At 71.6% G+C, this 22,662-nt stretch carries 19 protein-coding genes and 1 pseudogene; 11 read left to right on the forward strand and 9 right to left on the reverse strand.

Annotation, left to right across the window (positions count from 1 at the left end; genetic code table 11):
* Nucleotide 1: 1 nt before the first annotated feature.
* The 6 genes from ACWDAS_RS35255 to ACWDAS_RS35280 all read left to right on the forward strand — a co-directional run bounded on the left by ACWDAS_RS35255 (nt 2) and on the right by ACWDAS_RS35280 (nt 5,709).
* A complete protein-coding gene (locus ACWDAS_RS35255) occupies nt 2–991 on the forward strand; it encodes an endonuclease/exonuclease/phosphatase family protein (protein ID WP_450398969.1) in 990 nt (329 codons plus the stop codon).
* A 375-nt stretch (nt 992–1,366) separates the two neighbouring features.
* The gene (gene alr, locus ACWDAS_RS35260; RefSeq protein ID WP_450398970.1) at nt 1,367–2,458 is read left to right on the forward strand and encodes an alanine racemase; all 1,092 of its coding nucleotides are present in this window, start codon (nt 1,367–1,369) and stop codon (nt 2,456–2,458) included.
* Entirely contained in the window at nt 2,455–3,537 is a 1,083-nt protein-coding gene (locus tag ACWDAS_RS35265; protein ID WP_450398972.1) for a D-alanine--D-alanine ligase family protein, read from the forward strand. The genes alr and ACWDAS_RS35265 overlap by 4 nt, the downstream gene beginning before the upstream one ends.
* Nucleotides 3,534–3,851, forward strand: coding sequence for a hypothetical protein (locus ACWDAS_RS35270; protein WP_450398974.1), 318 nt, complete (start codon nt 3,534–3,536; stop codon nt 3,849–3,851). Before ACWDAS_RS35265 ends, ACWDAS_RS35270 begins: the two co-directional genes overlap by 4 nt.
* A gap of 65 nt (nt 3,852–3,916) precedes the next feature.
* Entirely contained in the window at nt 3,917–5,065 is a 1,149-nt protein-coding gene (locus ACWDAS_RS35275) for a sensor histidine kinase (protein ID WP_450398976.1), read from the forward strand.
* Complete coding sequence (locus ACWDAS_RS35280; RefSeq protein WP_450398977.1) at nt 5,062–5,709, forward strand: response regulator; 648 nt, start codon at nt 5,062–5,064, stop codon at nt 5,707–5,709. Before ACWDAS_RS35275 ends, ACWDAS_RS35280 begins: the two co-directional genes overlap by 4 nt.
* Nucleotides 5,710–5,765: 56 nt before the next feature.
* Here the strand turns inward: ACWDAS_RS35280 and ACWDAS_RS35285 are convergent, their stop codons facing one another.
* Nucleotides 5,766–5,891, reverse strand: a complete 126-nt coding sequence (locus tag ACWDAS_RS35285) for a hypothetical protein (protein ID WP_450398979.1) — start codon at nt 5,889–5,891, stop codon at nt 5,766–5,768.
* A gap of 117 nt (nt 5,892–6,008) precedes the next feature.
* On the opposite strand from ACWDAS_RS35285, the gene ACWDAS_RS35290 reads away from it, so the two are divergent.
* Nucleotides 6,009–6,581, forward strand: a complete 573-nt coding sequence (locus ACWDAS_RS35290) for a dihydrofolate reductase family protein (protein WP_450398980.1) — start codon at nt 6,009–6,011, stop codon at nt 6,579–6,581.
* Nucleotides 6,582–6,586: 5 nt separating this feature from the next.
* A pseudogene (locus tag ACWDAS_RS35295) lies at nt 6,587–6,879 on the forward strand (multicopper oxidase domain-containing protein); the annotation flags it as partial.
* A gap of 113 nt (nt 6,880–6,992) precedes the next feature.
* On the opposite strand, the gene ACWDAS_RS35300 reads toward ACWDAS_RS35295, so the two are convergent.
* The 5 genes from ACWDAS_RS35300 to ACWDAS_RS35320 all read right to left on the reverse strand — a co-directional run bounded on the left by ACWDAS_RS35300 (nt 6,993) and on the right by ACWDAS_RS35320 (nt 13,483).
* Nucleotides 6,993–9,755, reverse strand: a complete 2,763-nt coding sequence (locus ACWDAS_RS35300; RefSeq protein ID WP_450398982.1) for an AAA family ATPase — start codon at nt 9,753–9,755, stop codon at nt 6,993–6,995.
* Between the two features lie 73 nt (nt 9,756–9,828).
* Entirely contained in the window at nt 9,829–10,005 is a 177-nt protein-coding gene (locus tag ACWDAS_RS35305; RefSeq protein ID WP_450398984.1) for a hypothetical protein, read from the reverse strand.
* A gap of 60 nt (nt 10,006–10,065) precedes the next feature.
* Nucleotides 10,066–10,803, reverse strand: a complete 738-nt coding sequence (locus ACWDAS_RS35310; protein WP_450398986.1) for a penicillin-insensitive murein endopeptidase — start codon at nt 10,801–10,803, stop codon at nt 10,066–10,068.
* A 4-nt stretch (nt 10,804–10,807) separates the two neighbouring features.
* Nucleotides 10,808–12,697 carry a hypothetical protein gene (locus tag ACWDAS_RS35315; protein WP_450398987.1) on the reverse strand — a complete coding sequence of 630 codons (1,890 nt, stop codon included), beginning with the start codon at nt 12,695–12,697 and terminating at the stop codon, nt 10,808–10,810.
* A 9-nt stretch (nt 12,698–12,706) separates the two neighbouring features.
* Entirely contained in the window at nt 12,707–13,483 is a 777-nt protein-coding gene (locus ACWDAS_RS35320; RefSeq protein WP_450398989.1) for a hypothetical protein, read from the reverse strand.
* A 40-nt stretch (nt 13,484–13,523) separates the two neighbouring features.
* Between ACWDAS_RS35320 and ACWDAS_RS35325 the strand changes: the two genes are divergently transcribed.
* Complete coding sequence (locus ACWDAS_RS35325) at nt 13,524–14,009, forward strand: hypothetical protein (RefSeq protein WP_450398991.1); 486 nt, start codon at nt 13,524–13,526, stop codon at nt 14,007–14,009.
* Here ACWDAS_RS35325 and ACWDAS_RS35330 read toward each other — a convergent pair.
* Nucleotides 14,006–14,815: a hypothetical protein gene (locus ACWDAS_RS35330; protein ID WP_450398994.1), complete on the reverse strand. Its 810-nt coding sequence runs from the start codon at nt 14,813–14,815 to the stop codon at nt 14,006–14,008. The two genes, ACWDAS_RS35325 and ACWDAS_RS35330, sit on opposite strands and share 4 nt — an antisense overlap.
* 514 nt (nt 14,816–15,329) lie before the next feature.
* On the opposite strand from ACWDAS_RS35330, the gene ACWDAS_RS35335 reads away from it, so the two are divergent.
* Together ACWDAS_RS35335 and ACWDAS_RS35340 are read left to right on the forward strand one after the other, a co-directional pair.
* A complete protein-coding gene (locus tag ACWDAS_RS35335; protein ID WP_450398996.1) occupies nt 15,330–19,115 on the forward strand; it encodes a S8 family serine peptidase in 3,786 nt (1,261 codons plus the stop codon).
* A 715-nt stretch (nt 19,116–19,830) separates the two neighbouring features.
* Nucleotides 19,831–20,448 carry a DUF2218 domain-containing protein gene (locus tag ACWDAS_RS35340; RefSeq protein WP_450398999.1) on the forward strand — a complete coding sequence of 206 codons (618 nt, stop codon included), beginning with the start codon at nt 19,831–19,833 and terminating at the stop codon, nt 20,446–20,448.
* Between the two features lie 88 nt (nt 20,449–20,536).
* Here the strand turns inward: ACWDAS_RS35340 and ACWDAS_RS35345 are convergent, their stop codons facing one another.
* Nucleotides 20,537–21,088: a YciI family protein gene (locus tag ACWDAS_RS35345; protein ID WP_450399001.1), complete on the reverse strand. Its 552-nt coding sequence runs from the start codon at nt 21,086–21,088 to the stop codon at nt 20,537–20,539.
* Between the two features lie 330 nt (nt 21,089–21,418).
* The gene (locus ACWDAS_RS35350) at nt 21,419–21,886 is read right to left on the reverse strand and encodes a hypothetical protein (RefSeq protein ID WP_450399003.1); all 468 of its coding nucleotides are present in this window, start codon (nt 21,884–21,886) and stop codon (nt 21,419–21,421) included.
* Between the last annotated feature and the right edge of the window lie 776 nt (nt 21,887–22,662).

The raw sequence follows: 22,662 nt of genomic DNA on the forward strand, positions 1-22,662 counted from the left end.
TGTGACCGCACTCCTCCCGCCCCCGCCCGCCGCGCCCGTCCCCGCCCTGGTGCCGCCGCCCGTCACCCGCCCCGGCAGCTGGCGGCGCGGCCGCGGCGCCGCCTGTCTTCTGGCCCTGCCACCCACCGTGCTGATGGCGGGCCACGCATGGATACCCGACGGGTTCGGCCACCCGGGCAGCCTCGTCGAGACCTTCCTGCCCTGGACGGGACTCGGTGTGCCGCTCCTGCTGCTGTACGCGGCGATCAGGCGGTCCGCGAGCACCGCGGTGGCCCTGCTGGTGCCCGCCGTCGTTTGGTGCTCGCTCTTCGGCGGGGCACTCGCCGACAAGCGGGCGGACGGCGGGGACCTGACCGTCGTGACGCACAACGTCAACGAGCACAATCCCGACCCGCGCCGCACAGCCCGCTCCCTGGCCTCCTCGGGCGCCGATGTGCTGGCCCTGGAGGAGCTGGGAGACAACGCGACGGCGTACGGTGCGGCGCTGGCCGCCGATTACCCGTACCACTCGGTGCGGGACACCGTGGGCGTGTGGAGCCGCTACCCGCTCGTCGACGCGAGGACGGTCGACATCGCGCCCTGGCCGCGCGCACTGCGCGCCACCGTCCGCACCCCCGAGGGACCGGTCGCCGTGTACGTCGCCCACCTGCTGTCCGTGCGGTTCACCGCCGTGTCGGGCTTCGGCACGAGCGGTCGCGACGCCGCCGCACGACGTCTTGCCGCCGCCCTGCGCGCCGAGAAGTCGCCCCGTGTCCTGCTCGTCGGCGACTTCAACGGCACCACGCAGGACAGGGGCCTGTCCGCCGTCACCTCCGGGTTGCGCTCGGTGCAGGACGAGTCGGGAGCCGGCTTCGGGTTCAGCTGGCCCGCGTCGTTCCCCGTGGCCCGGATCGACCAGATCCTGGTGCGCGGCGTGGAACCACGCTCGGCCTGGACCCTTCCGGCGACCGGCAGCGACCATCTTCCGGTGGCGGCCTCCGTGCGGCTGTAGCGGGCGCCAAAGGTCCTCGGCCGGAGTCGCGCCCGGACGAAGCGAGGCGTGCGCCGCCGGCCGCGCTCGGCCGAAAGTCGTAGCAGAGCCCGGTGAGATCTGACTTCCGCCCGAAGCGGGCGGCCACTGGGCGTTCCTAGCCTTCCTGTCATGAGCTCCGGCTCATGCACCGAAACCGCGACGTCCTTGCCGGAGCCGCCGGGGCGGGCTCCGAGCCCGAGCCGGCGAGGGCTCCGGCCGACTGTGACACCTCCGAAGGGCACCCACCCCATGCACTGCGAACCACCGATCGGCTCCGCTGTCCGCTTCGCAGCACCGCCCGGCCCGCCCGGTCCGTCCGGTTCGCCCGGCCACCGGGCGGGCCCGGAGCTGAGTGTGGACCTTGCGGCGGTCGCCGCGAACACCCGGATCTTCGCCGCGCGCGCCGCCCGCGTGATGGCGGTGGTCAAAGCCGGCGGATTCGGACACGGCGCGGTGGAAGCCGCCTCCGCCGCGCTGGGCGCGGGCGCGACCTCCCTCGGCGTCACCTCCGTCGAGGAGGCGCTGTCCCTCAGGCACGCGGGATTCCGGGTGCCCGTCCTGAGCTGGCTCAATCCGCTCGACGCCGGATTCGAGGAGGCCCTGCGCGCCGATGTCTCGCTCGCTGTTCCCGGGCGCGGGCACCTGGCCGCAGTGGCCCGTGCCGCTTCCCGGACGGGCCGGCGTGCCAAGCTCCACCTGCAGCTGGACACCGGGATGGCCCGTGACGGCGCCGACCCCCGGGAGTGGGCCGAACTGTGCCGGCAGGCCCGGAACGCGGAACGGGAGGGCCTGGTCCGGGTCGTCGGCGTGATGAGCCATCTGGGCTGCGCGGACACCCCGGGCGACCCGTGCACCGACCGCGCCCTCGAACTGTTCCAGGCGGCGGTGGTCACCGCGGTCCGGGCCGGACTGCGGCCGGCGATCCGGCATGTGGCCGCGACCTCGGCAACCCTCACCGACCCGCGAACCCGGTTCGACCTGAGCCGTGTCGGCGCCGGCCTCTACGGCATCGATCCGACGCGGACGACCCCGCTGCGTCCCGCGCTCACGCTGACCGCACCCGTGGTGTCGGTACGCGCGGTGCCGGCCGGGACCCGGGCCGGCTACGGGCACGCGTGGACCGCCGGCCGCGACACCCACCTGGCCCTGCTGGCCCTCGGATACGCCGACGGGCTTCCCCGTGCGGCGTCCGGCCGGGCGCAAGTGCTACTCGCCGGACGCCGCCGCCCCGTGGTCGGACGTGTCTCCATGGACCAGATCATCGTCGACACCGGGGAGCGTCCGGCCGTCCCCGGCGACATCGCCACCGTCTTCGGCGCGGGCGGCCACGGCGAGCCCACACTCGCGGACTGGGCCCGTTGGTCCGGCACCATAGAGCACGAGATCGTCACCGGCCTCGGCGCACGCTTGCGCCGTACGGTGCACCGCCCGGCGGTGGCCGCATGAGCGCCGCATCGAAAGCCCTCCGCGTCCTGGGCGACGGCGTCGGGGCCGACCGCGTCCGGGTCGCCGTGGTCGGCGGCGGCCGAAGCGACGAGCACGAGGTGTCCCTGGCGTCCGCCGCGTCCGTCCGATCGGCACTCGCCCCCACCGCCTACGACGTGGTGGGCCTCACGATCGGACGGGACGGCCTGTGGCGGGACGCGGCCGGGCACTCCCTGGGGGCCACACCCGCGGCAAGTCTGTCCGCGGCCCTGACCCAGCTCGCCGGCTGCGACGTGGTCTTCCCCGCGCTGCACGGCCCGCAGGGCGAGGACGGCACGCTCGCGGCCCTGCTCGACCTCGCCGATCTTCCCTATGTCGGCGCGGGGGTCCGGGCCGGCGCCCTGGCGATGGACAAGTGGGCCACCAAGCTGGTCGCCGAAGCGGTCGGCATCGCCGTCGCCCCGGGCTTCCTGGTCACCGCCGACAGCGCGGACCAGGTGCGCTTCGCCGGCCCGGTCGTCGTCAAGCCCGTCGCCGCGGGGTCCAGCCACGGAGTGTCCCTGGTCACCGAGCCGGCAGACCTCGGCCCGGCCATCGCCGCCGCCCTCAGGATCGACGACCGGGTCCTGGTCGAGGACCTGGTGATCGGCCGCGAGGTCGATCTCGCCGTCCTGCGGCGTGCGGACGGCAGTCTGACGGTGGGGCCACCGCTGGAGATCCTCCTCGACGACGGCCGCATCTTCGACACCGAGCAGAAATACGACGGGGGAGCCCGGTTCCTCATCCCCGCCCCACTGTCCCCCGACGAGCACGACCAGCTCGTCGAAGCGTCCCTCGCCCTCTTCGCCGCGCTCGGCTGCCACGGAGTGGCCCGCTGCGATTTCTTCCTCACCGCCCACGGTCCCGTCCTCAACGAGGTCAACACCATGCCCGGCATGACCGCGCAGTCCCAGGTCCCCAAGATGTTCGCGCACCAGGGACTGCCCTATCCCGCACTGCTCGACCAACTCATCCGTGGCGCGCTCGCGGCACCGCCGTCCTCCTCGCAGGCGCCCGCCTCCCGTCCGTACGCATCGACCACGGTGCAGGTGCGACCGTGACCGGACAGCACCGCCTCACCGACCAGGATCCCGGACGGGCCGTGACCCACCAGGGGGGCGCCCCGGGGCATCACCGCATGCACCACCTGCTGCGCACCGCCCGGGTCTACGCGCAGACCCTCTTCGACGTGGTCGTCCTCGGAACGGGCACGGACCACATCGCCATGGACTCGGAGCGCACAACGCCCGAGAGCCGGGAGCGCGCCCCCCGGCCCGTGGACGGGCCACGGCATCCGGTGCCCTCCCGCGAGCCGGAAGCGACCGCGTCCTCGGTGCGAATCGATGGATCACGGTCCTGCGAGGCGTATCGGTGACACTGAAGAGAACACCCGGGACGGCGTCCGCCCGGCAGGCGAGCGAAAGCGGAGGAGAGGAGAACGTGAGCAACACGGCGGACCGTCTCTTCGAGCGGGTGGTGCGGGGCATCGGATGGCTGGCCGCCATAGCGGCCCTGCTCGTCCTGGGGATCCTGGACGTGAGCCTGGACCAGGGCCTCCTGCCCACCGTCCTGCTGGCCATCGTGGTCGCCCTGGTCACACCGCGGCTGACCGCCGTTGCGCTGGGCACCGGCGCGCTGTACCTGGGTGCGCTGGTGTTGCTGGTGACGCTGACCGTGCCGTCCGTCGGCTACCACGTCGTGCCCTTCGGGTTCACCGCGGCCGCGGTGACCGTCGTGGTCATCGGTGTGACCGCCTGGCGGGCCGAACCGGTGCGCGCCACGTTCGCGGTCCTGCTCCTGCTGGCGGGCCTGGTGCTGCAGCCCCTGCGGCTGTCCGACCAGCGGGTCTCGTTGATCCTGGCCCTCGCCCTGGCGCTCGGTGGCGTCATCGCCGGCGCCGCGGGCCTGTCCGTACGGATGCTCCAGGCCAACCGACACCGCCAGATCATCGCCGCCCAGCTGGCGCAGCGGACGGGCATCGCGTCGGATCTCCACGACTACGTCGCCCATCACGTCACCGGCATGGTCGTGCTCGCCCAGGCCGCCCGGACCGTCGCGGCGAGCAAGCCGCAGGCCGTGGTCCCCGCCCTGGAACGCATCGAGGCGGCCGGGGACGAGGCCATGACGGCCATCCGCCGCATGGTCACCCTGCTGCGCGAGCCCGACGCCCACGCCCGTCTCTCGCCCCCGGGCACGATCGCCGACATCGCCTCCCTCGCGGGCCATTTCACCTCCGGCGACGGCCCGGAGGTGAGGCTGAGCATCGAAGGCGACTTCGAGGACGTCACCATCGACGTCCAGTCGGCGGTGCACCGGGTGGTCATGGAGGCCCTCACCAACGTCCGCAAGCACGCGGACGCGGTCCGGACACTCGACATCCTCGTCCGTCGCCACGACCGGCCCGACGCGGTGACGGTCGAGGTCTCCAACGACGGCCGCCCCCGCGGCGGCCAGCCCCGGGAGGGCGGCTACGGCCTGGAGGGTCTGCGGGAGCGGGCAGCGGCACTCGGCGGCTCCTTCACCGCAGGACCGAGACTCCCCCAGGGCTGGAGCGTGCAGGCCCGCATACCGGCCGGAGGGGCACGATGACCATCCGCGTACTGCTGGCGGACGACCAGAGCATGGTCCGCACCGGCTTCTCCCTCATCCTCGGCGCCGAGGAGGACATCGAGGTGGTCGGGGAGGCAAGGGACGGCGTCCAGGCCCTGGAGATGTCCCGCCGGCTGAAGCCCGACGTCGTTCTCATGGACATCCGTATGCCGCGCATGGACGGGCTGCAGGCCCTGCGCGAACTCAACCGCGCGGGAAGCGGCGGTTCCCCCAAGGTCGTCGTCGTCACCACCTTCGACGACGACGAGTACGTCTACCAGGCACTGGACAACGGCGCCTGCGGATTCCTCCTCAAGGATTCCGGCCCGGCACTGCTGACCGAGGCGGTACGCGCGGCGTACTCCGGGGAGGCCCTGGTGAGCCCGGCCATCACGATCCGGCTGCTGAGAGGCGTCAGGCCCCCGCGTACCGCCCCACCGGCGGGCTCGGACCTGTCCTCCCGCGAGACGGAGGTCGTCCGGCTGGTGGCGGAAGGCATGACCAACGCGGAGATCGCGGCGGCGCTCGTCGTGTCCCTGGGCACGGTCAAGACCCACCTGGGCAACATCCAGACCAAGCTCACCGCCCGCAACCGGGTCGAGATCGCGCTGTGGGCATGGCGCTCCGGCCTCGCGGACGGCTGATCCTGCCGGGGCGGAACCGACCCGGCTCGCCGCACCGAACGTCGACGCCGTACCGGTCACGCGTAGTTGCGCAGCTCGAGCCATAGCGCGCCCCAGGGGCGGCGGGGCCCGGTGCAGACGTAGACGTGGCCGCCCCACTCGATGTTGTGCACGCCGTCCGGGTTGGAGAGGGTCGCGGCCACGCGGACGTTCCGACAACTCGAATCTCCTTGACAATTTTTTTTGTCGGCTCCATGCTGGGACCGAAGCGCGCGCCGAGCAATCAAAAGCCCGACACGAGAGACATCGAGGAAACCCGGATGCGTACTCTGATCAGCACCGCCTTCATCTCGCTCGACGGCGTCGTGGAGGCCCCGGGCGGCGAACCCGGCTACCGGAACTCCGGATGGACCTTCAAGAACGTCGAGTTCGTTCCCGAGGCGTTCGAAATCAAGGGGCGGGAGCAGGAGGAAGCCACCGCGATCCTGATGGGCCGGGTCAGCTACGAGGCCTTCAGCCCCGTGTGGCCGGACATGGCGGAATTCGCCGACTACAAGGTGATGCCGAAGTACGTCGTCTCCGCCACCCTCACCGAGGACGACCTGGTTTTGAACTGGGGTGAGACCACGATCCTGCGCTCGCTCGACCAGGTCGCCGCCCTGAAGGAGACCGAGGGAGGCCCGATCATCGTTCACGGCAGCGCCTCCCTGAACCACGGCCTTTCGGACGCGGGCCTGATCGACCGGTACCACCTGCTGGTCTTTCCGCTGCTGCTCGGCGCGGGCAAGCGCCTGTTCAGCGCGACGGACAAGGACACCCAGAAGCTGAAGCTCGTCGAACACGAGGTCTACGCCAACGGCCTGCAGAAGAACGTCTTCGACGTCGTCCGGTGACGGGTACGGGCCTGCCGACCGGACCGGACGACCTCAGCCGGGTGGTCGACAACAAGATCACCGGACCGGCGGACTCCTTCGGCTTCCAGATCATCGCGGGCGAACACGTGGGCGCGGGCGCGTGGATGTACCACTGCCACGTCCAGAGCCACTCGGACACGGGGATGGCCGGCCTGTTCCTGGCCGCGAAGCCGGACGGCACGATCCCCGGTACGAGCCGGACCATCCGGCGGGCGCGGCGGGCGCGCCGAAGTCCGGGAACGGCGCGAAGGGCGCGCCGGCGGGGGAGCACGCACACCACGCGGGTTGGTGTCCCTTCCACGACGTGCGGCGGGGGAGGTTCGCCGACCGCGCAGGTGCCGATGCCCTACGGCCGGGGCCGGGCGGACAATGGCGTACTCCGCGTCGGATTCACATGACCGGCGCGAGTTTGCCGGCGATCGCCGTGCGGGACGAGATGCCGAATTTGGCATAGATATTGCTGAGGTGGTACTCGACGGTCTTGATGCTGAGGATCAGTTCGCGGGCGATCTGCCGGTTGGTGAACCCCGTGGTGGCCAGACGGGCGACGGCCAACTCCTGGGGTGTCAGTACCGCCGACGGGACAGCGGGGGCGACGGCATGGCCGCAGGCGCGTAGTTCGCGTTCGCATGTGGTGAGGAACGGGGTGGCATCGAGCGCGGTCAGGGTGGCGTGGGCGGTCGTCAACACGTCCGCCGCGGCGGAACGTCGGCCGGCCCGCCGCAAGAAGGCGCCGAAATCCAGCTCGACTCGTGCCCGTTCGAAGGGATTCGCCACCTCGGCGGCGTGGTCAAGTGCGCTGCGGAACGCGGTCTCCGCCGCCCCCGGTTCACGTGCGACGGCCAGCAGTCTGCCGCGTACGCGCGCTGCTGCGGCCAGCGCCGAGCGCCGCCCGAGGTCCGCCGCGGCCTTCTCGAGTGGCGTGAGCACACTCGCGGCCTCCTCGTATTCGGCGAGAGCGATGAGCGCATCGGCGAGGAGATCGCGCCATGGGATGATTCCCGGCTCATTGGGGCCGTCCAGGTAGAGGAGCGGGCGCAACACCGAGACGGCTTCCTGAGGTGCGCCGACCGCGGTGGCGAGATGTCCGCGGGCCACCGCCACATAGGTCACGCTCGACACCGTATGACCGTAGGAATCGCTGGCGCAGGCGGCGGTGATGTGCTCGCCCGCGCGTTGACGGTCGCCGCGCAGCGCGAGGACCGAGGCCGCCTCCGCATGAGCCAGCGGCTCCAACCATGCCTGGGCGGCGTCGGTGGCCAGCATGGAGGCCGTCTCGAGGTAACGGATCGCATCCTCCCAGCGGCCTGTCCGGCGTTCGACCTGGCCGAGGAGGGTTCCCGCGAGAATACGGAGCGGTACCGGCCCGTCGCGGCTTATCGACATGGCAGCGGTCAGATCGTGGCGGGCCGACGGCAACTCGTCGGCCCACACTCGGATCATGCCGCGGCCGAGCAGCAGATCCACATCGGCCCGTCCGACGAGCGGGGCCTCCGGCAGTCCGGCCAGGATCGCCATGGCTTGCGGGACGGCCCCGTTCATTCCGAGCGCGACGAGTTGGGAGTAGCGCGTCATGCCGCCGGACCCGATCGGTGGCGGCGGCAGGCTCAGCGCCCGCCGCGCCCAGAGCACTGCCGCGTCGCCGCGCGCCAGGGCGATGCAGGCGTAGGTGAGCCGCTCGGCTATCCGGCCGGCCAGGACCGGATCGGCCGCTTCGTCGCACTTCATCCACGCGTCGTCCAGCAGGACCAGGGCTTCGCCGACGTTGCCGCGGACGAGTGCGACGCTGCCTGACGCATAGCGGCGACGCGCCGGTAACGCGCTCTCGGAGAGGGTGTTCATCATCTCGGCGGCCTCGTGCACCCGGCCGTCGAGGAGCAGTGCGTCGAGGGCGTTGATCGCCAGTTCTTCGCGGTCGTTGATGGTCACGGCCAGCCGCGCGGCGTGGCCGGCGAGTGTGGCCGCGCCGGCCCACCGCCCCGCGGCGGCCTCGTACCGGGCACCCGCGGCCAGTTCCGCGGCGAGTTCGCCGTCAGGTCCCTGGGCGGCGAGCAGTTTGTGCCACGTGCCGGCGAACTTGTCATCGGTGAGTGCCGCGGCCGTCGTGTGCAGTGCGGATCGGCGCCCGGGACCCATGGATTCGTACACGGCGGCCCGGACCATCGGGTGGGGAAAGCGCACACCGGGTGCACCGGCTGTCGGCTGCTCTTCGAGGAGGCCTCGCGCCACGGCCTGCTCGAGGGCGGGCAGCGGCTCCTCGACGTCGGCCAGCCTGGCTGCCAGGTGGAGCGGGCAGGACATGCCGAGCACACTGGTGGCGGTCACCAGATCCTGAGCGGCACGATCGCAGCGTGCCAGATCGGCCAGCACCAGCAGCGCATAGGAGCGGGGCGCCGGCAGCGGGGTGTCGGGAGCGGCGAGTATCTCCGCGGGCACCTGGCGGAGCAGGGCGCGAACGTGCAGCGGATTACCGTCGGTGTGGGCGCACAGACGACCGGCGGCGTGCGACGGCACGCGTCCGGGGAGCAGCTTCTCTCCCAGCCGGTGAATCTCCTCGGTGTCCAGTCCGGCCAGGGACAGCCGGGTGGTGTCCTCGTCGGTGAGCAGGCGCCGGAACCCTTCAGGCAGGTCGGGGTCGCCGGGGTCGCGGGTGACGAGCACGGCGAAGATCCGCTCGAAACGCATGCGGCGCAGGGCGAAGGTGACGGCTTGCAGGGACGCTGGATCGGCCCAGTGGATGTCGTCGATGAGGATCACCGTGGGGCCGGTGTCGCGCAGGTGACCCACGAGGTCGAGCAGGCGGGCGCCGGCGGAGAACAGGTCTGTTTCCCGGAGCAGCGATTCCACGGTCGCCGCCGGCCCCTCGGACGGCGACCGGGCGAGGAGCTGCGCGAGGACTCCGTACTGGAGGGCCGACTCGTTCTCCTCGCCGCTGGCGATCAGCGCGCCGTCCGGGGCGACCTGCCGCAGGAAGCGGCGGACCAGCGCGGTCTTCCCGATCCCAGGCGGGCCGTCGACGACGATCAGCTGGGCCGTTCCGTCCGCGGAGCGTCGCAACCTGTCGTGCAGGAGGGCGAGCTCCCTCTCGCGTCCGCAGAAGACCCCGTCCTGCGCGGACGACGAAGAGCCCCCCTCGGGTCCTGCCGTCGGCATCGCGTGCTCCCCCCTGGCACCACCGTCGGTCCCGCATCCCTTCGCCCTACGGTGCGGGACCGGCGGTGGTACTTCAAGAGGACGGTCCGTCGCCGGCGGGCTCCGTCGGCTCCGGGAGTCGCGGGCGGGGTTCCAGCAGCCGCAGCAGTTCCAGCCAGCCGTGGAAGACGACCGGTTCGTCCGCGTCCTCTGCGAGCAGGTGTCCGTGGACGTCGTTGGTGCGATGGTACAGATCGATGATGTAGCGCACGGGCCTCCCATCGGGCGAGGCGCTTGGCGTGGTGTGCTGCCGGGCCTGGGGCCCTTTGCGCTACCCCGCCCGAACGGGCCGTCCGGATGCGGGTGGTGGCGCGTACGAGACGTGGAGGTGGTTGTCGTGGCCTGGCCGGGGACGCACATCGCGGACCTCCGGATCGTTGAACAGCACGACCCGCGGTACCAGGATCCGGCCGGCTCGCAGCCGGTCCACGAGTTCCTGGGTGAGAGGACGTGAGTAGCCGGTCTGGCCCCGGCGCACCGGTATCTCCTGTCCGTCCGCTCGCAGCGGGCGGATGTCCACATCGAGTCCCAGCCGGTGGGACCGGTGGGCGGGGGTCGGCCCGCCGCCGCGCAGGCTGATGTCGCCGATGCCGATGCGCGGGCCCCGCGGGTGGTCCTTCTGCCAGGCGGCGGCGAGGTCCAGCAGGGAGCGGATGGTCTGCGCCCTGCCGAACCGGTGCTCGGGCCGGCCGATCGCGTAGAAGCCCGGCCCGCCGGCGGGCAACTGGACGGCGATCGCCGCGTCCGGTCCGATGCCGGCCGCAACCCGCAGGTGCGCCCAGGTCACCGGGCCGAGGACGCCGTCGGCGGGCAGCCCGTGCCCGGCCTGCCAGGCGCGGGTCTTGGCCACCAGGGTGGCGTCGTTCCACTCCGTCCGTCCGGGACTGAGCGCGTGCAGTACGGCCTGGAGGTGGCCGCCCCACCCGAGAGTGCGGGCGAACTCGCGGTTGTGGGTCACGCTCGTCCGGTCGGGGCCGGAACCGGACCGGCCGGCGGTGTGCACGCCCATGACCTCACCATCCCCACGACTCGGTCTGCTCCGGCCACTGGGGCGCGGTGCCGCCGCCCGGCGGCAGCATCAAGGGCCGACCCGGCTGGCGCCGGGCCGCAGACGGCGGCAACTCCGCCCGCCTCAGCTGGAGTTGCCGCGGCGTGCGGCCGTCCCTCTGCAGGGTGGCGGCCCCTGTCGGGGCGGGGGCACGTACGCCGGTCTGCTCCTGCAGACGCCTGAGAAGCAGGACCGAAGGCGGCGTCGCGTCGATCCGCGAGTCCGCGCGCTCGACGCTCAGGTCGATGCCGGTCACGGACCGGTACGAGTGCATGTAGCCCTGGATCTCGGAGCGCCAGTAGCGAGCCCAGTTCGCCGCCTGATCACGGTCGTTGACGCTGTTCCAGTTCGCGAACCGGATCGTCAGGAGGAGTTGCTCGCCGAAGTGCCCCAGGTCGCGGAAATGGATGACCGAGTCCGACGGCCAGCCCTGGAGGCGCTTCATGGTGTCCACAGGCTGCATCCAGGTCTCCGGGTAGGCCACCATCGTGCGGCCCGGCAGGAAGTCGCGCATCTGCGGGCGGGCGAGCAGGTATTGCTGGATGAGCATCTCCAGGCGGGCGGTCCACGGCAGGTCGCCGTACTGGTTGTGCTGGCCCTCGGTGAGCAGCAGGTGCACGTCCTTGAGCGCGTTGAGCAGCGGGAAGCCGTCGGCGATGACCGTGGTGTCGTCGTCCTCCTTGAAGAACGCCGACGCCAGGTTGAGCAGCGTGTGAAAGGCCTGCAGGAACCGCGGCCGGCTGTCGGCCGTGGCCATGCGCACCCCGCGGGGGAGCTGCTGGGTGAAGCCGTAGTGGTGGTCGTACTCGTGCGCCCTGCGCAGGGCGGAGAGCCGATGCTGCTCGTCCTGGATGTACCCCCACAGCAGTGGGTTGAGGCCGCGCAGCGGATCGATCTCGACGTGGGCCAGCGGGTCGTGCCGGCGCGGGTCGCGGAAGTTCTGGAAGCGGCGGGCGATGGCGTCGATGGAGTGCGTCAGCATCCCTTCCTCGTGCCAGTAGCTCCAGATGAGCTCGAGGAAGAAGGGGTACTGCATCTTCTCCCGCAGCAGGCGGTCGTCCAGCGAGCCGGCGTCCGCGTTGTTCGCCATCGCACCGGGGATGCCCAGCTTGCGATAGATCGTCGCGAAGTAGGGCAACGCATCATGCTCGGCAGTCGCCTTCGGATGGGTGTACTTGCGCCAGCTCCCGGCGAGGTCGATGACGTGCCCGCCGTGACGCCGCTGCTCGTCGTCCCGATTCACGCCGTTCAGCAGCTGGGAGGCATCGCCCGGCCCGCTGGTTCCGCCGGGGGACCAGACGCGGACGCCGCAGTTGGCCAGGAGGAACACCTCGGTGGCGGTCTTGAGCAGTTGGTAGCGGTCGACACCGGGGAACGGCGTTGTCCGATTCCGCGACCGCCGAGGGGACGAGACCGTGCGCAGGTCGGCATCGGTGAGTTCCCCGGCGCCCATGACCGCATCGATCCAGTCCTCGTATCCGGAGTACTTCAGTCGCTCGGCGCTCGCCCGGATGACCGTCCACAGCGCCTGATCGTCCGTGGGGAAGGTTTCGGTGCGGTTCATGCGGACCTGGATCCGGTCGCCCGCGCCCAGCGGACGGGCGGTCACGGTGAAGACCGTTTCCGCGATCGGCGCCGCCTCGCTGTCGGTCACCTGCACCGTGTACGAGCCGGGTCGTTGGTCTTCGGGCACGTCCCAGTGGGCCCGGACGGAAGCCTGCTGATCGAAGGCGGCGGGGCCGACCCCTTCGATCGCCCACTTCAGGTCCGTCGGTGGTCCCTTGTAGCTGTTCAGTGTGAACGAGACTCGTCCGCCCTGCTCGATGGGATCGGGCAGAGCAGTGATCGTTGCCATGTGTCCTCCTCAGCTGCTGCCGGCAGCTGGTCCGCGGGTGCCTGCGCAACTCGTCAGGGAGTCGAGCGTGCTGGACAGGGCCCAGTGGGTGATGAGATCCCCGAGGAGCCGGCTCTCGTCCTCGGGGCTGATGCGTGAGACCGCCCGCGCCTGTCCGAGGACCGCGAAGGCGAGCGTCGGGGACGCGGCCCGGGCGGCTGCAGGGTGGAGAGCCCACCGCTCGTATTCCGCCAGCAGGCGTTCGGGGGTGCGGTGGATCCGCGGTACGAGACGTGCCAGCGGCTCGCCCCCGAGCGCGGGCGGGCGGTGACGGAGCAGCAGGTCCAGGAACCCGTGCGCCGTCGCCTCCAGGGCGCTCACCAGCCCGCGTACCTCCCTGGGGGCCCGCGCGACGGGGTAGCAGGCCGCCCACAGTCCGGCGAGCTGCTTCCACTGCGGGTGGGGATACAGGGCGTCGCCCAGGGCGCAGCTGAGCATCACCCGGATGTACGGGAAGGGGTGGGGGTCGCCCGGGACGGGGGTCAGGACGAGCCGGCGGGGCAGGCCCACCACGCCCATGAGCCCGATCGTGCCGGCGACGCCGAGCCTCGACACGGCCCAGAAGTCGGCGACGATCTCCGAGATCCACCGTCCCCAGCAGGCGTACGCGAACCGCTCCGCCCGGTTCCCGCGGCGCCGCTCCGCCGCGTACAGCACCGGCCGCAGGGAGGCGACGAGGTCCAGCAGCGCCGCCACCTGGTGGCCGGTCTCGTGAACGAGCGAGGCCCCGATGCCGTAGCCGACCATGCGCTCGCGGGGGATGCGGATCAGGGCGACAGGAGTGCGTGTGCGCCCTGCGGATCGCGGCGCCGGCACCGCGATCCAGGTAGCACACGGCGGGAGGCGCGGCGATGTCCGTGCCCGGGATCCTCAGCGCGTCCGCGGCGGCGATGTCCAGCCCGGACAGCCACACGCCGACATCGCGCTCGCTGCGCTGGGTGACCGCCTCCTGGAAGACGTCGAACTGTGCCAGCACGCCGTTGAACCGGAGCCGGAGCAGGACGAAGCGCCGCTGCAGCGCCTCGGGCGGTTCCTTTCGGCCCGGTCCCGACAGCCAGTCGAGGAAATCCCCCACCTGCCGGCGCAGCTGCTGACGTCCCTCGATGAGGTGGCGCTCGATCGCGGCCTGTGCGGAGGGCGGCGGAGCGGCAGCGGGCACCATGGTCTCGTGCAGCAGGAACGGCTTCACCCGGTCCAGCCGGGTCAGGAGTGCGCGGGCCTCGCCCTCGAACAGCGCGGCCGCCGACAGGGCGAACACGGCCGGCGCCCCTAGATTCCGTAGAGCACGATCTTGCGGCCCTGGCGTTCCCACCGCCCGGACTGGGCGCGGCGCCCACGGGCGGGCGCGGCGCCCGGCACCGGGGCGGGCCAGTACCAGGGGGCCGGCTGCGCGAAGGCGGCGAAGTTGCGCGCGAGGTTGGGGGCGTAGCGTTCCGCCGCCCTGCGGGTCGCGTCCCCGGCGACGGCCACCGGAGCGGCCGGAGTCTTGTCGATCGCCGCGTTCGACGCGGCGGTGGCAGCGAGGCGTACCAGCTGGCGGGCGGTCTCGAACTCCTGCTGCTCGCGGTCGAGGCCCTCGGTCTGTATCTCGAACAGATTGCTCGCCATGGCGCCGAGCTTGCCGCCGACCGCCGTGCCGATGCCGGGGGCGACGAATGATCCCAGTGCACTGCCGATCGTGGGGAGCGCACGCTTCGCCACGTTCTTGACGATGCCTCCGAGAGCCTTCCCGACGTCGGACTTCAGGAACGAGCCGACCCCTCGCGCGGCGGAGCGGAGCAGATTGCCGAGGAACTGCTCCATCTCGGCCTCGTCGCCGACCTCCAGCAACTCGGTGGCGAGCTGGACCTCCTCGGCCTCGGAGAGGGGGCTCTCCAGGGACACCGGTCCGGCCTCGGCGTACGGGTGACCGCGGCGCGGCGCGGCCCCCCACTCCGCCTCGTTGCCGAACTCGGCCTCGTAACCCGTCTCGTACGCCGGGAACCCCGCCTCCCCGGCCGGCTGCACCTCGGCGCCGAACTCCGCTTCCTGCTCGTAGGACTCGTTCTCGCCGTAAGGGGCGAGTGCGTACTGCTGCATACTCGACAGCTCCTCCCGGTCATGGGCCGGCCGCCGCGGCCGGAAACCCCACGTCTGGACCGTAGGCGCGCGGCTTTCGGCGGGCCTCGGGGAGCGGCTCGGGTATCACCCTGGTCCGCCACCCGGGGCCACACCCGAGGGTCGGTGATCCACTCGCCTGACGGCGGCATCCGGTACCCACGTCGCGGCGGTTGGTCAGCCGCGTCGTCGTCCCTCACTCCGCAGGACGCGGCCGCCGTGCGTCGCGGGCCGGTACGGGACGCTTATGGAGCTGCGCCCGGAGGACGACCTGATCCGCGAGCTGTCCCTGCGACTGCTGACCTGACCAGAACTCCACACGGGCCGGTGCTCTCCCACAGCGTCAGTCCCGCCCGGGACTCCCCGCCGGCCCGCCGTCCGAGGTGCGGCGCTCACGGTAACCACCGCTCCCGGCAGCCTCGTTGGCGACTGTCAAGATCTTTTCGAAATCTTAAGGATGTGATCACATTCGACCAGGAAAACACAAGGAGGAACAGTGTTCTTCTCCACGGCCCGAACATCGGGCTTGGCGGCACTCAGCGCCGCGGCCGCCGTGCTCGCCACCGTCCTGACTCCCTTGTCAGCGGGGGCGGCCGCGCCCACGGCCCCGCCGGAAGGGCCATCGGCCCCTGCTGCCGCCCACCCCCCGAAGACCGTCACCCTCATCACCGGGGACAAGGTCACCGTCACCCCGGTGACCGGCGGCGGGCGCGACACACTGAGCGTCGAGCGCCCTGCCGGGGCGACGGGTTCGGTGCGCATCGTCACCGAGGGGAGCGACACCTACGTCTACCCGGACGAGGCGCTCGCCTACGTGGCCGCGGACCGCCTCGACAAACGCCTGTTCAACATCACCCGGCTGATCGCGCAGGGCTACGACGACGCGCACACCCCGCGCCTGCCGCTGATCCTCACCCACCGGAACGCGGAGAGCCTCCGCCAGGGCGGCACGGCGCTGCCGGGCATCGGGACCCGCCGGGACCTGCCCTCCGTCAACGGCGAGGCGGTCGCGGCCGACCGGTCGGCGGCGGCCGACGCCTGGGCCACGCTCACCACGGGCAACGGCAGCGCCTCCGGGCAGGGCGCGCCCGGCTCCCGCCGGACCGACGGGGCTCCACGGTTCACGGGCGGCATAGACAAGATCTGGCTGGACGGCAAGACACAGGCGACGCTCGCCGACACCACGGCCCAGATCGGCGCGCCGCAGGTCTGGGAAACGGGGGACACCGGCGCCGGCGTCAGGGTCGCCGTGCTGGACACCGGCGCCGACACCGGGCACCCGGACCTGAAAGACCGGATCACCAGCACCCGCAGCTTCGTCCCCGACCAGGACGTCCCGGACGGCAGCGGCCACGGCACCCACGTCGCGTCCACCGTCGCCGGCACGGGTGCGGCGTCGGACGGCAAGGAGAAGGGCGTGGCCCCCGGTGCCGAGCTGGTGGTGGGCAAGGTGCTCGGCAACCGCGGTGAGGGACAGGAGTCCTGGGTCATCGGCGGCATGGAGTGGGCCGCGCGCACCGAGCACGCGCGGGTCGTCAACATGAGCCTGGGCAACTCCGAGCCGAGCGACGGCACCGACCTGATGAGCCAGAGCCTGAACGCTCTGAGCGCCGAGACGGGCGCGCTGTTCGTCGTCGCCGCCGGCAACAGCGGACGGGGGTCCACTCCGTACACCATCGGTTCTCCCGCCGCGGCCGACGCCGCGCTGACCGTGGGGGCGGTCGGCTCCTCCGACGAACTCGCGAACTTCTCCAGCGTCGGGCCGCGCATCGGCGACGAGGCGGTCAAGCCCGATGTGACGGCGCCCGGCGTGGACGTGCTGGCGGCACGGTCGCAGTACGCGAGTGGGGGAGAGGGGTACTACACCACGATGAGCGGGACGTCGATGGCGTCCCCGCACGTCGCCGGTGCCGCCGTCCTGCTGGCGCAGCGGCATCCCGACTGGTCGGGCAGCCGGTTGAAGGACGCTCTGATGAGCACCAGCAAGCCGACCCCGTACCTCACCGCCTACCAGGGAGGATCGGGGCGCGTCGACGCGGCGGCCGCGGTCCGTGCCCAGGTCACCGCGACCGGTTCGGTCTTCCGCTTCATGCGCTGGCCGTACGGGAGCACCGATCCCGTCGAGCAGAAGATCACGTACTCCAACTCCGGGGACGAGCCGGTGGCCCTGCGCCTCGCGGTCGAGCCGGGCGCGTCCGGCGACGGCGTGTTCTCCCTGTCCGCCGGCCAGGTCACCGTACCGGCCCACGGCAGCACCAGCGTCGAGGTCGGCACCGACCCGTCCGGCCTCGCGCGGGGGAACCACACCGCCCAGGTCGTCGCGCACGACGAGGCGGGCGCCATCGTCACCCACACGGTCGCCGGTGTCGGCCTCGAACCGGAGCGGTACGACCTCGGCATCACCATGAAGGACCGTTCGGGCAAGCCGATGAGCGGCTGGATCCACATCAAGGGTGCCCTCAGCAGGTCCACCACCGCGTATCAGGTCCCCGAGAGCGGAACGCTGACCCTGCGTCTGCCGGCCGACACCTACGCGGTGGTGTCGTACGCGGACGTCGAGGGCTCCCATGGGCCGAGTTCCCGCGGCATCGCTCTGCTGGGCGACCCCGAGGTGGAACTGACGGCCGACCGGCAGATCGACCTCGACGCCTCGAAGGCGCATCAGGTGCGGGCCGTCACACCGAAGCCGAGCACGCTCGTGAACACCAGGCTGGACTACTTCCGCTCCTTCACCTCCACCGTGCCCAGCCCCGCCGACTACGGCGCGCTCAGGGAGAACGTGGTCGTCGGCGCGGGCTACGACAGCATCTGGGCCCAGCCGACCGGCGCCAAGGTACGGCACGGCAGCTTCGTCTTCGCCACGCGCCTGCGGGCCCAGGAGACCCCGCTCGACCTGTCCTACGACGGCAAGCGGATCGACGACGCGCTCGCCCAGGAGGGAAGCGCCGCGCTCCCCGACGGCACGTCGACGCACGACGCGGTGTTCGCCGGCGCCGGTTCGCCCGGGGAGCTCGCGAAGGCGCGAGCCCGGGGCAAGGTCGCCGTGGTGCGCCACAGCACCGAGGTGCCGCCCTCGGCGCAGGCGTCGGCCGCGAAGGCGGCGGGCGTACGGCTGCTGCTGGTGGTCAACGACCAAGTGGGGCGCCTGTCCACCTGGTACGGCGAGCCGGACTACTCCGGCACCGTGGACGTTCCCGTGGCGTCGGTGAACAGGGACGAGGGCGAGGCGATCATCGCGAGGATCGCCTCGGCACGGAAACACCCGGTTACGCTCCGGGTGGAGGCCCACCCGTCTCCCTCGTACCTGTACGACCTGGTCAAGTACCACCCCGGCGCCGTGCCCGCGGACGTGACCTATCGTGCGGACCGGGAACCCCTGGCGCGCGTCGACCTCACCTTCGCCCAGCCGCAGGGCAAGCAGGCACTGGAGCGGCGGACGGACTTCCCGGAGTACGAGTGGACCACGGGGTACTCGTTCGCACTGGCGCCCATGGCCCCCGGCCGGCGCACCGACTGGGTCTCCGCGGGAGACGACGTCAGGTGGCAGCAGACCGTATCGGTCAGCGGCTGGGTCGGCGCGACCAACAGCCCGACGTCCTACCGGCCGGGCAGTGTCCAGCAGGAGCGGTGGCTCGGCCCGGTCCTGCGGCCGCGCATGTCCGACAGCGACTCCCAGACGCGCGACGAGACCTCGCTCTCGCTGGTCGTCCCCGGCTGGAGCGACTCGGGCGCCGCGCACAGCGGCTCCGCGCAAACCGAGACGATGACCACCCGGACCTCGCTGCTCCAGGGCGGCACCACGCTGCTCACGACCGACAGTCCCTATGTGAACGCCTTCGACCTGCCGGCCGAGTCGCTGCCGTATCGGCTCGTCGTCGACACGGCCGGTGATCCGGCGCTGAGTCCGTACTCGTCGAAGACGCACACGGAGTGGGACTTCGTGTCGGGCAAGGCGCAGTCCGGGACCGTTCCCCTGGTTCAGCTCGACTACGGCACCGAACTCGACGCCGCGGGCCGGGCGCACCGGACCTCGGATGTGTCCATCACGCCGTCGGTGCTCGGCACGTCCGCGACGGACGCGGTGTCCTCGGTCCGGCTCGAGGTCTCCTACGACGACGGAGCGACCTGGCACCGGCAGGATCTGGAGGCCCGCCAGGGCGTCTGGCGTACGTCCCTGCACGCCCCCGCCTCGGCTGCGTTCGTCTCCCTGCGGACCAGTGCCACGGCACGCGCGGGGGGATCCGTCTCGCAGACCGTCGTCCGGGCATTCGGCCTGAGGTGACGCCCGAACCGAGGTGATGCACGGGGCCGGTACCGCGCGGGCGGCGCGGTACCGGTCCCGGTACGGGGGGTGTGCCGTTGGGGGCCGCCATCGGTGCGTTGAGGCCGCAGGTGGCCAGGGCGGCGGGGATCTCAGCGGCCGCCCGCGGGCAGCCCTTTTCGCTTCCGCCTCGCAGCCGCGATACGCGCATCAGGCGATGTCCGGGGCCCAGAGCGACACGCGCGACGCCCGCCGGGTGATCCCGTGTGACAACCCTGCGTACGGCTTCATGGCCATGAAGTTCTTCGACCGGGCCGAGCAGACGGACACCCACCGAGGCCCGCAGTTGCTGGCCCACCGGCGTCGAGATCAAGGTGCACCAGCCGGGGGGCCACGGCCCGGCATGAGAGGGCAGGGACGCGAGGCCGGCCCGGCCGTCACAGATCACCGCGCCGCCTTGTCAGTACTCGCGATCACAACAACCGCGGAAGGCCGGGTTCCCCATCGTGAGTGCCGAACATTCGCAGCGCCTCGACGTCGCGATACGACTCCGCCGATGCGACTCCGCCGCTGCCGAAGGCGGAGCTCCTCGCGGCGGTGCCGGTTCCGCGCCGCACCGCCGCGGCGGACCCGCGCTCGGGTACGTGATCAAGGACGAGATGATCTTCGAGGTGGAGGACGAACCGGAGTGCGTCATCAAGACCAGAGAGACTCCGTGCCCTCGCAAGGGCCCCTCATGCTGATCGCCGAAGCCACGGTCCGGACCGACCGTGCGAGCCGGTACCTGGCACAGCTGTGCGAGCACCCCAGCCGGGTGCGCGGCCACCTGCCCCATTGGTCCCGCCTGCACCACGGCGGCAGCACACCGCCCCGGATCCGGCACGTCGAACGGTCCGGCACACACGGGACGATCGACGTCGGCTCGGGCCGGTGCATCCTGCGAGCAGGCCCCGACTCGCTGACCCTCCGCGTCGAAGCCGCCGACCAGGACGGCCTCCTGCGCATACAGCAGCTGCTCGCCGAACGCCTGCAGAGGACCGGCAAACACGATGCGCCGCGGGTCACCTGGCGACAGGCCGAAGCCGCCGATCACCTTCCGGGCGATCCCGCCACCGCTGCTCCCGCCCGGGCGGAGAACACCGCGCCCGGAACACGACGCGGCGCGACGCTCGGCGTCGTAACCGTCGTCGCGCTGGTCGTGGCCGTCCACCTGGGCCTGGGCGGACTGCTGCTGGCGTCCGGGCCGTGGAAGCACTGGGCCGTCGGAGCCGTCGTGGCAGCCCTCCTGGTGAAGACCGCCGTTCTCCTCGGCCGCCGTGCCGCACGCCGCCGGAAAGAGCAAGAAGCCCGCTGATCGCGGGACCTGGCAAGGGCTTCGGCGCAGGTCCGAACCCACGCGAGTCGACGACGGCCCGGCGGATCACCGTCGGGGCGTCATCGGATCACGACGGCCGCCCGCCGAACTGCCAGTTGTGGACCTCGATGTGCGCGTACCGGTGAGGGTTCAGAACGGCGCGCGCCGTGTCCGGGTCCGGGGCCCGGACCAGTGCCGCCGTACCCAGCCAGCCGGTTCCGTCGTCGGACAGCAGTGGCCCGTATGCGATCAGCTCGTCCTGGTCCGACGGCACGGTGGCGTCCTCGGCCCGCCCCGAGCTCAGGCCGAGCACCAGATACCTGTTGCCACCGGTCCGGCCACCGGGGAAATCCCACATGGTGCGCCCCAGCGTGTTGCGCCACCGGCGCACGAGCACGTCCTGGTACACGCCGGCCTGGTAGCCCGGTTCGTCGAAGGCGAACGCGCGGGCGGCGGCGGGATCCGGCAGGTCGACGATGTGCACGCTGCCGGTGGGCGTGTCGCGGTCGGCCGAGAGGGTCGGGCCGCGGGCGATCATCTCCGCCGAGTACCGGTCCATGTAGGACCAGTGCTCCTCCCGCAACTCGTCGCGCAACGCCAGAGAGCCGGGCCGGTCGCGGTGATAGAAGAAGAACTCCATGCCCGCACTCTTTACCACCATGTGCGGAGGCACTGCGACGGACTTTCGATCTGCCGGCCATCGGTGAACAGCCTCTGCGGGGCGGTGCCCGCTGTCGTCGTCGGAAGGATCTGAGGAGGCGGATCGCCCGCGTCTGAAGCTGGTGGGTGTGGCGCTGTCGCGACCGGGGCGATGCCGGCAGGGATGGACGAGTCCTATGGGCAGACGTGGGCCCGGTTCGGCGTCGACGCCAGGCCGGAGGGCCATCCGCGCCCGTTGCCGTCGGCGTTGCCGTGACTCTCATCGATCCCTGGCCATGTGAGCACCGCTTCAGTCACGTGGAACGTACGGTCAATCCGCGGTCTCATAGCGAGCGACGTTCTTCGAGACCTTCTTGAGCAGCGGCCCCAGACGGTCGACGAGCTGCTGATAGTCGCGGGTCCGGCCGTCCGACCACTGGGCCAGCCCGACCACCATGGCCCGGCCCTGGCCAGTGAAGGACTGCACCATTCCGCTGTCGGCCGGCAGGGTGGGCAGGCCGGATCCGGGCGGAGGGGCTTGCGCGGCCACCTGGTAATCATCGAAGGCCATGGACAGCTGGGTCACCAGCTTCACCGTGTCCTGAGGCTCCTTCATCGTGAAGATCGCCAGGTTGAACTGGTTGTTGTGCGCGTCCTTGTAGAGCGCGATCTCCTCGCCGACACAGCCCTTGCTCTCGGCGATGCCGGCGGCCAGGGTCGATCCGACGGAATCGGGCTCGGTGCAGGACTTCAGCACGGCCGCGCCCAGCTTGGTGAAGGCGCCGGTACCGTCTGCCACATGAGCCGGGAACGCCTCAGCCAACGGGATCATCGGCCGCACTGCGGCAGTGGTCGTCGGGGAGCCCTGGAGCGCCGATGCGGAAGCCGAGGCCGATGCCGCAGCGGACGCGTTCACCGGGACCGACGCACTGGGCGCCGGACGGGACGCAGCCGCAGACCCGCCCCCTCCGCCGCAAGCGGTACAGACCGCAGCGGCCGCAGCAAGCAGCAGAGCAGGGGCAGCAGTCGAACGCAGTCGTATCGGCATCGCAGTGCTTTCCATCCAGCGGAGATCGGCGGGCACGCCTCTATCGTCCCTGAGGGTAAGGGGTATTGATCGGCTGACGCTCGGCCGGGTACGAGTGGTGCGGATCAAGGCGCGGCAGGCGGTACTCGGGGACAAGGGAGCTGCTGTAGGTCTTCGGAGCAGAAGATTCGCCCCGTAACACCGCGCCGACGAACAGTCTTCAGGGGGATCTCGCGCTCGCTCAGAGCTCGGGTGCGGCTTCACTCGAGAGCGCCTGTCCAAGTGCCCATCTCACGGGTGTGCTCCCGCCGATTCCGGCCGACGGCTGGATCCGATCGGTTTTCCGCGCCGTAAACCGATCGGTTTCGGCTGGGCGAGGAGCGGCGTAGCCTGACGGGTATGACTTCGACCGCATCGGCCTCATCCGGTACCGCGGCTGCCGCGACCCCAGCCCGCGAGCGGCTGCTCGACGCCGCTGCCGAGCTCTTCTACCGGGAAGGCGTCAACATCGGCGTCGAGGCGCTGTGCCGGGCGGCTGGGGTCTCCAA

This window comes from Streptomyces sp. NPDC001070, from assembly GCF_053598835.1.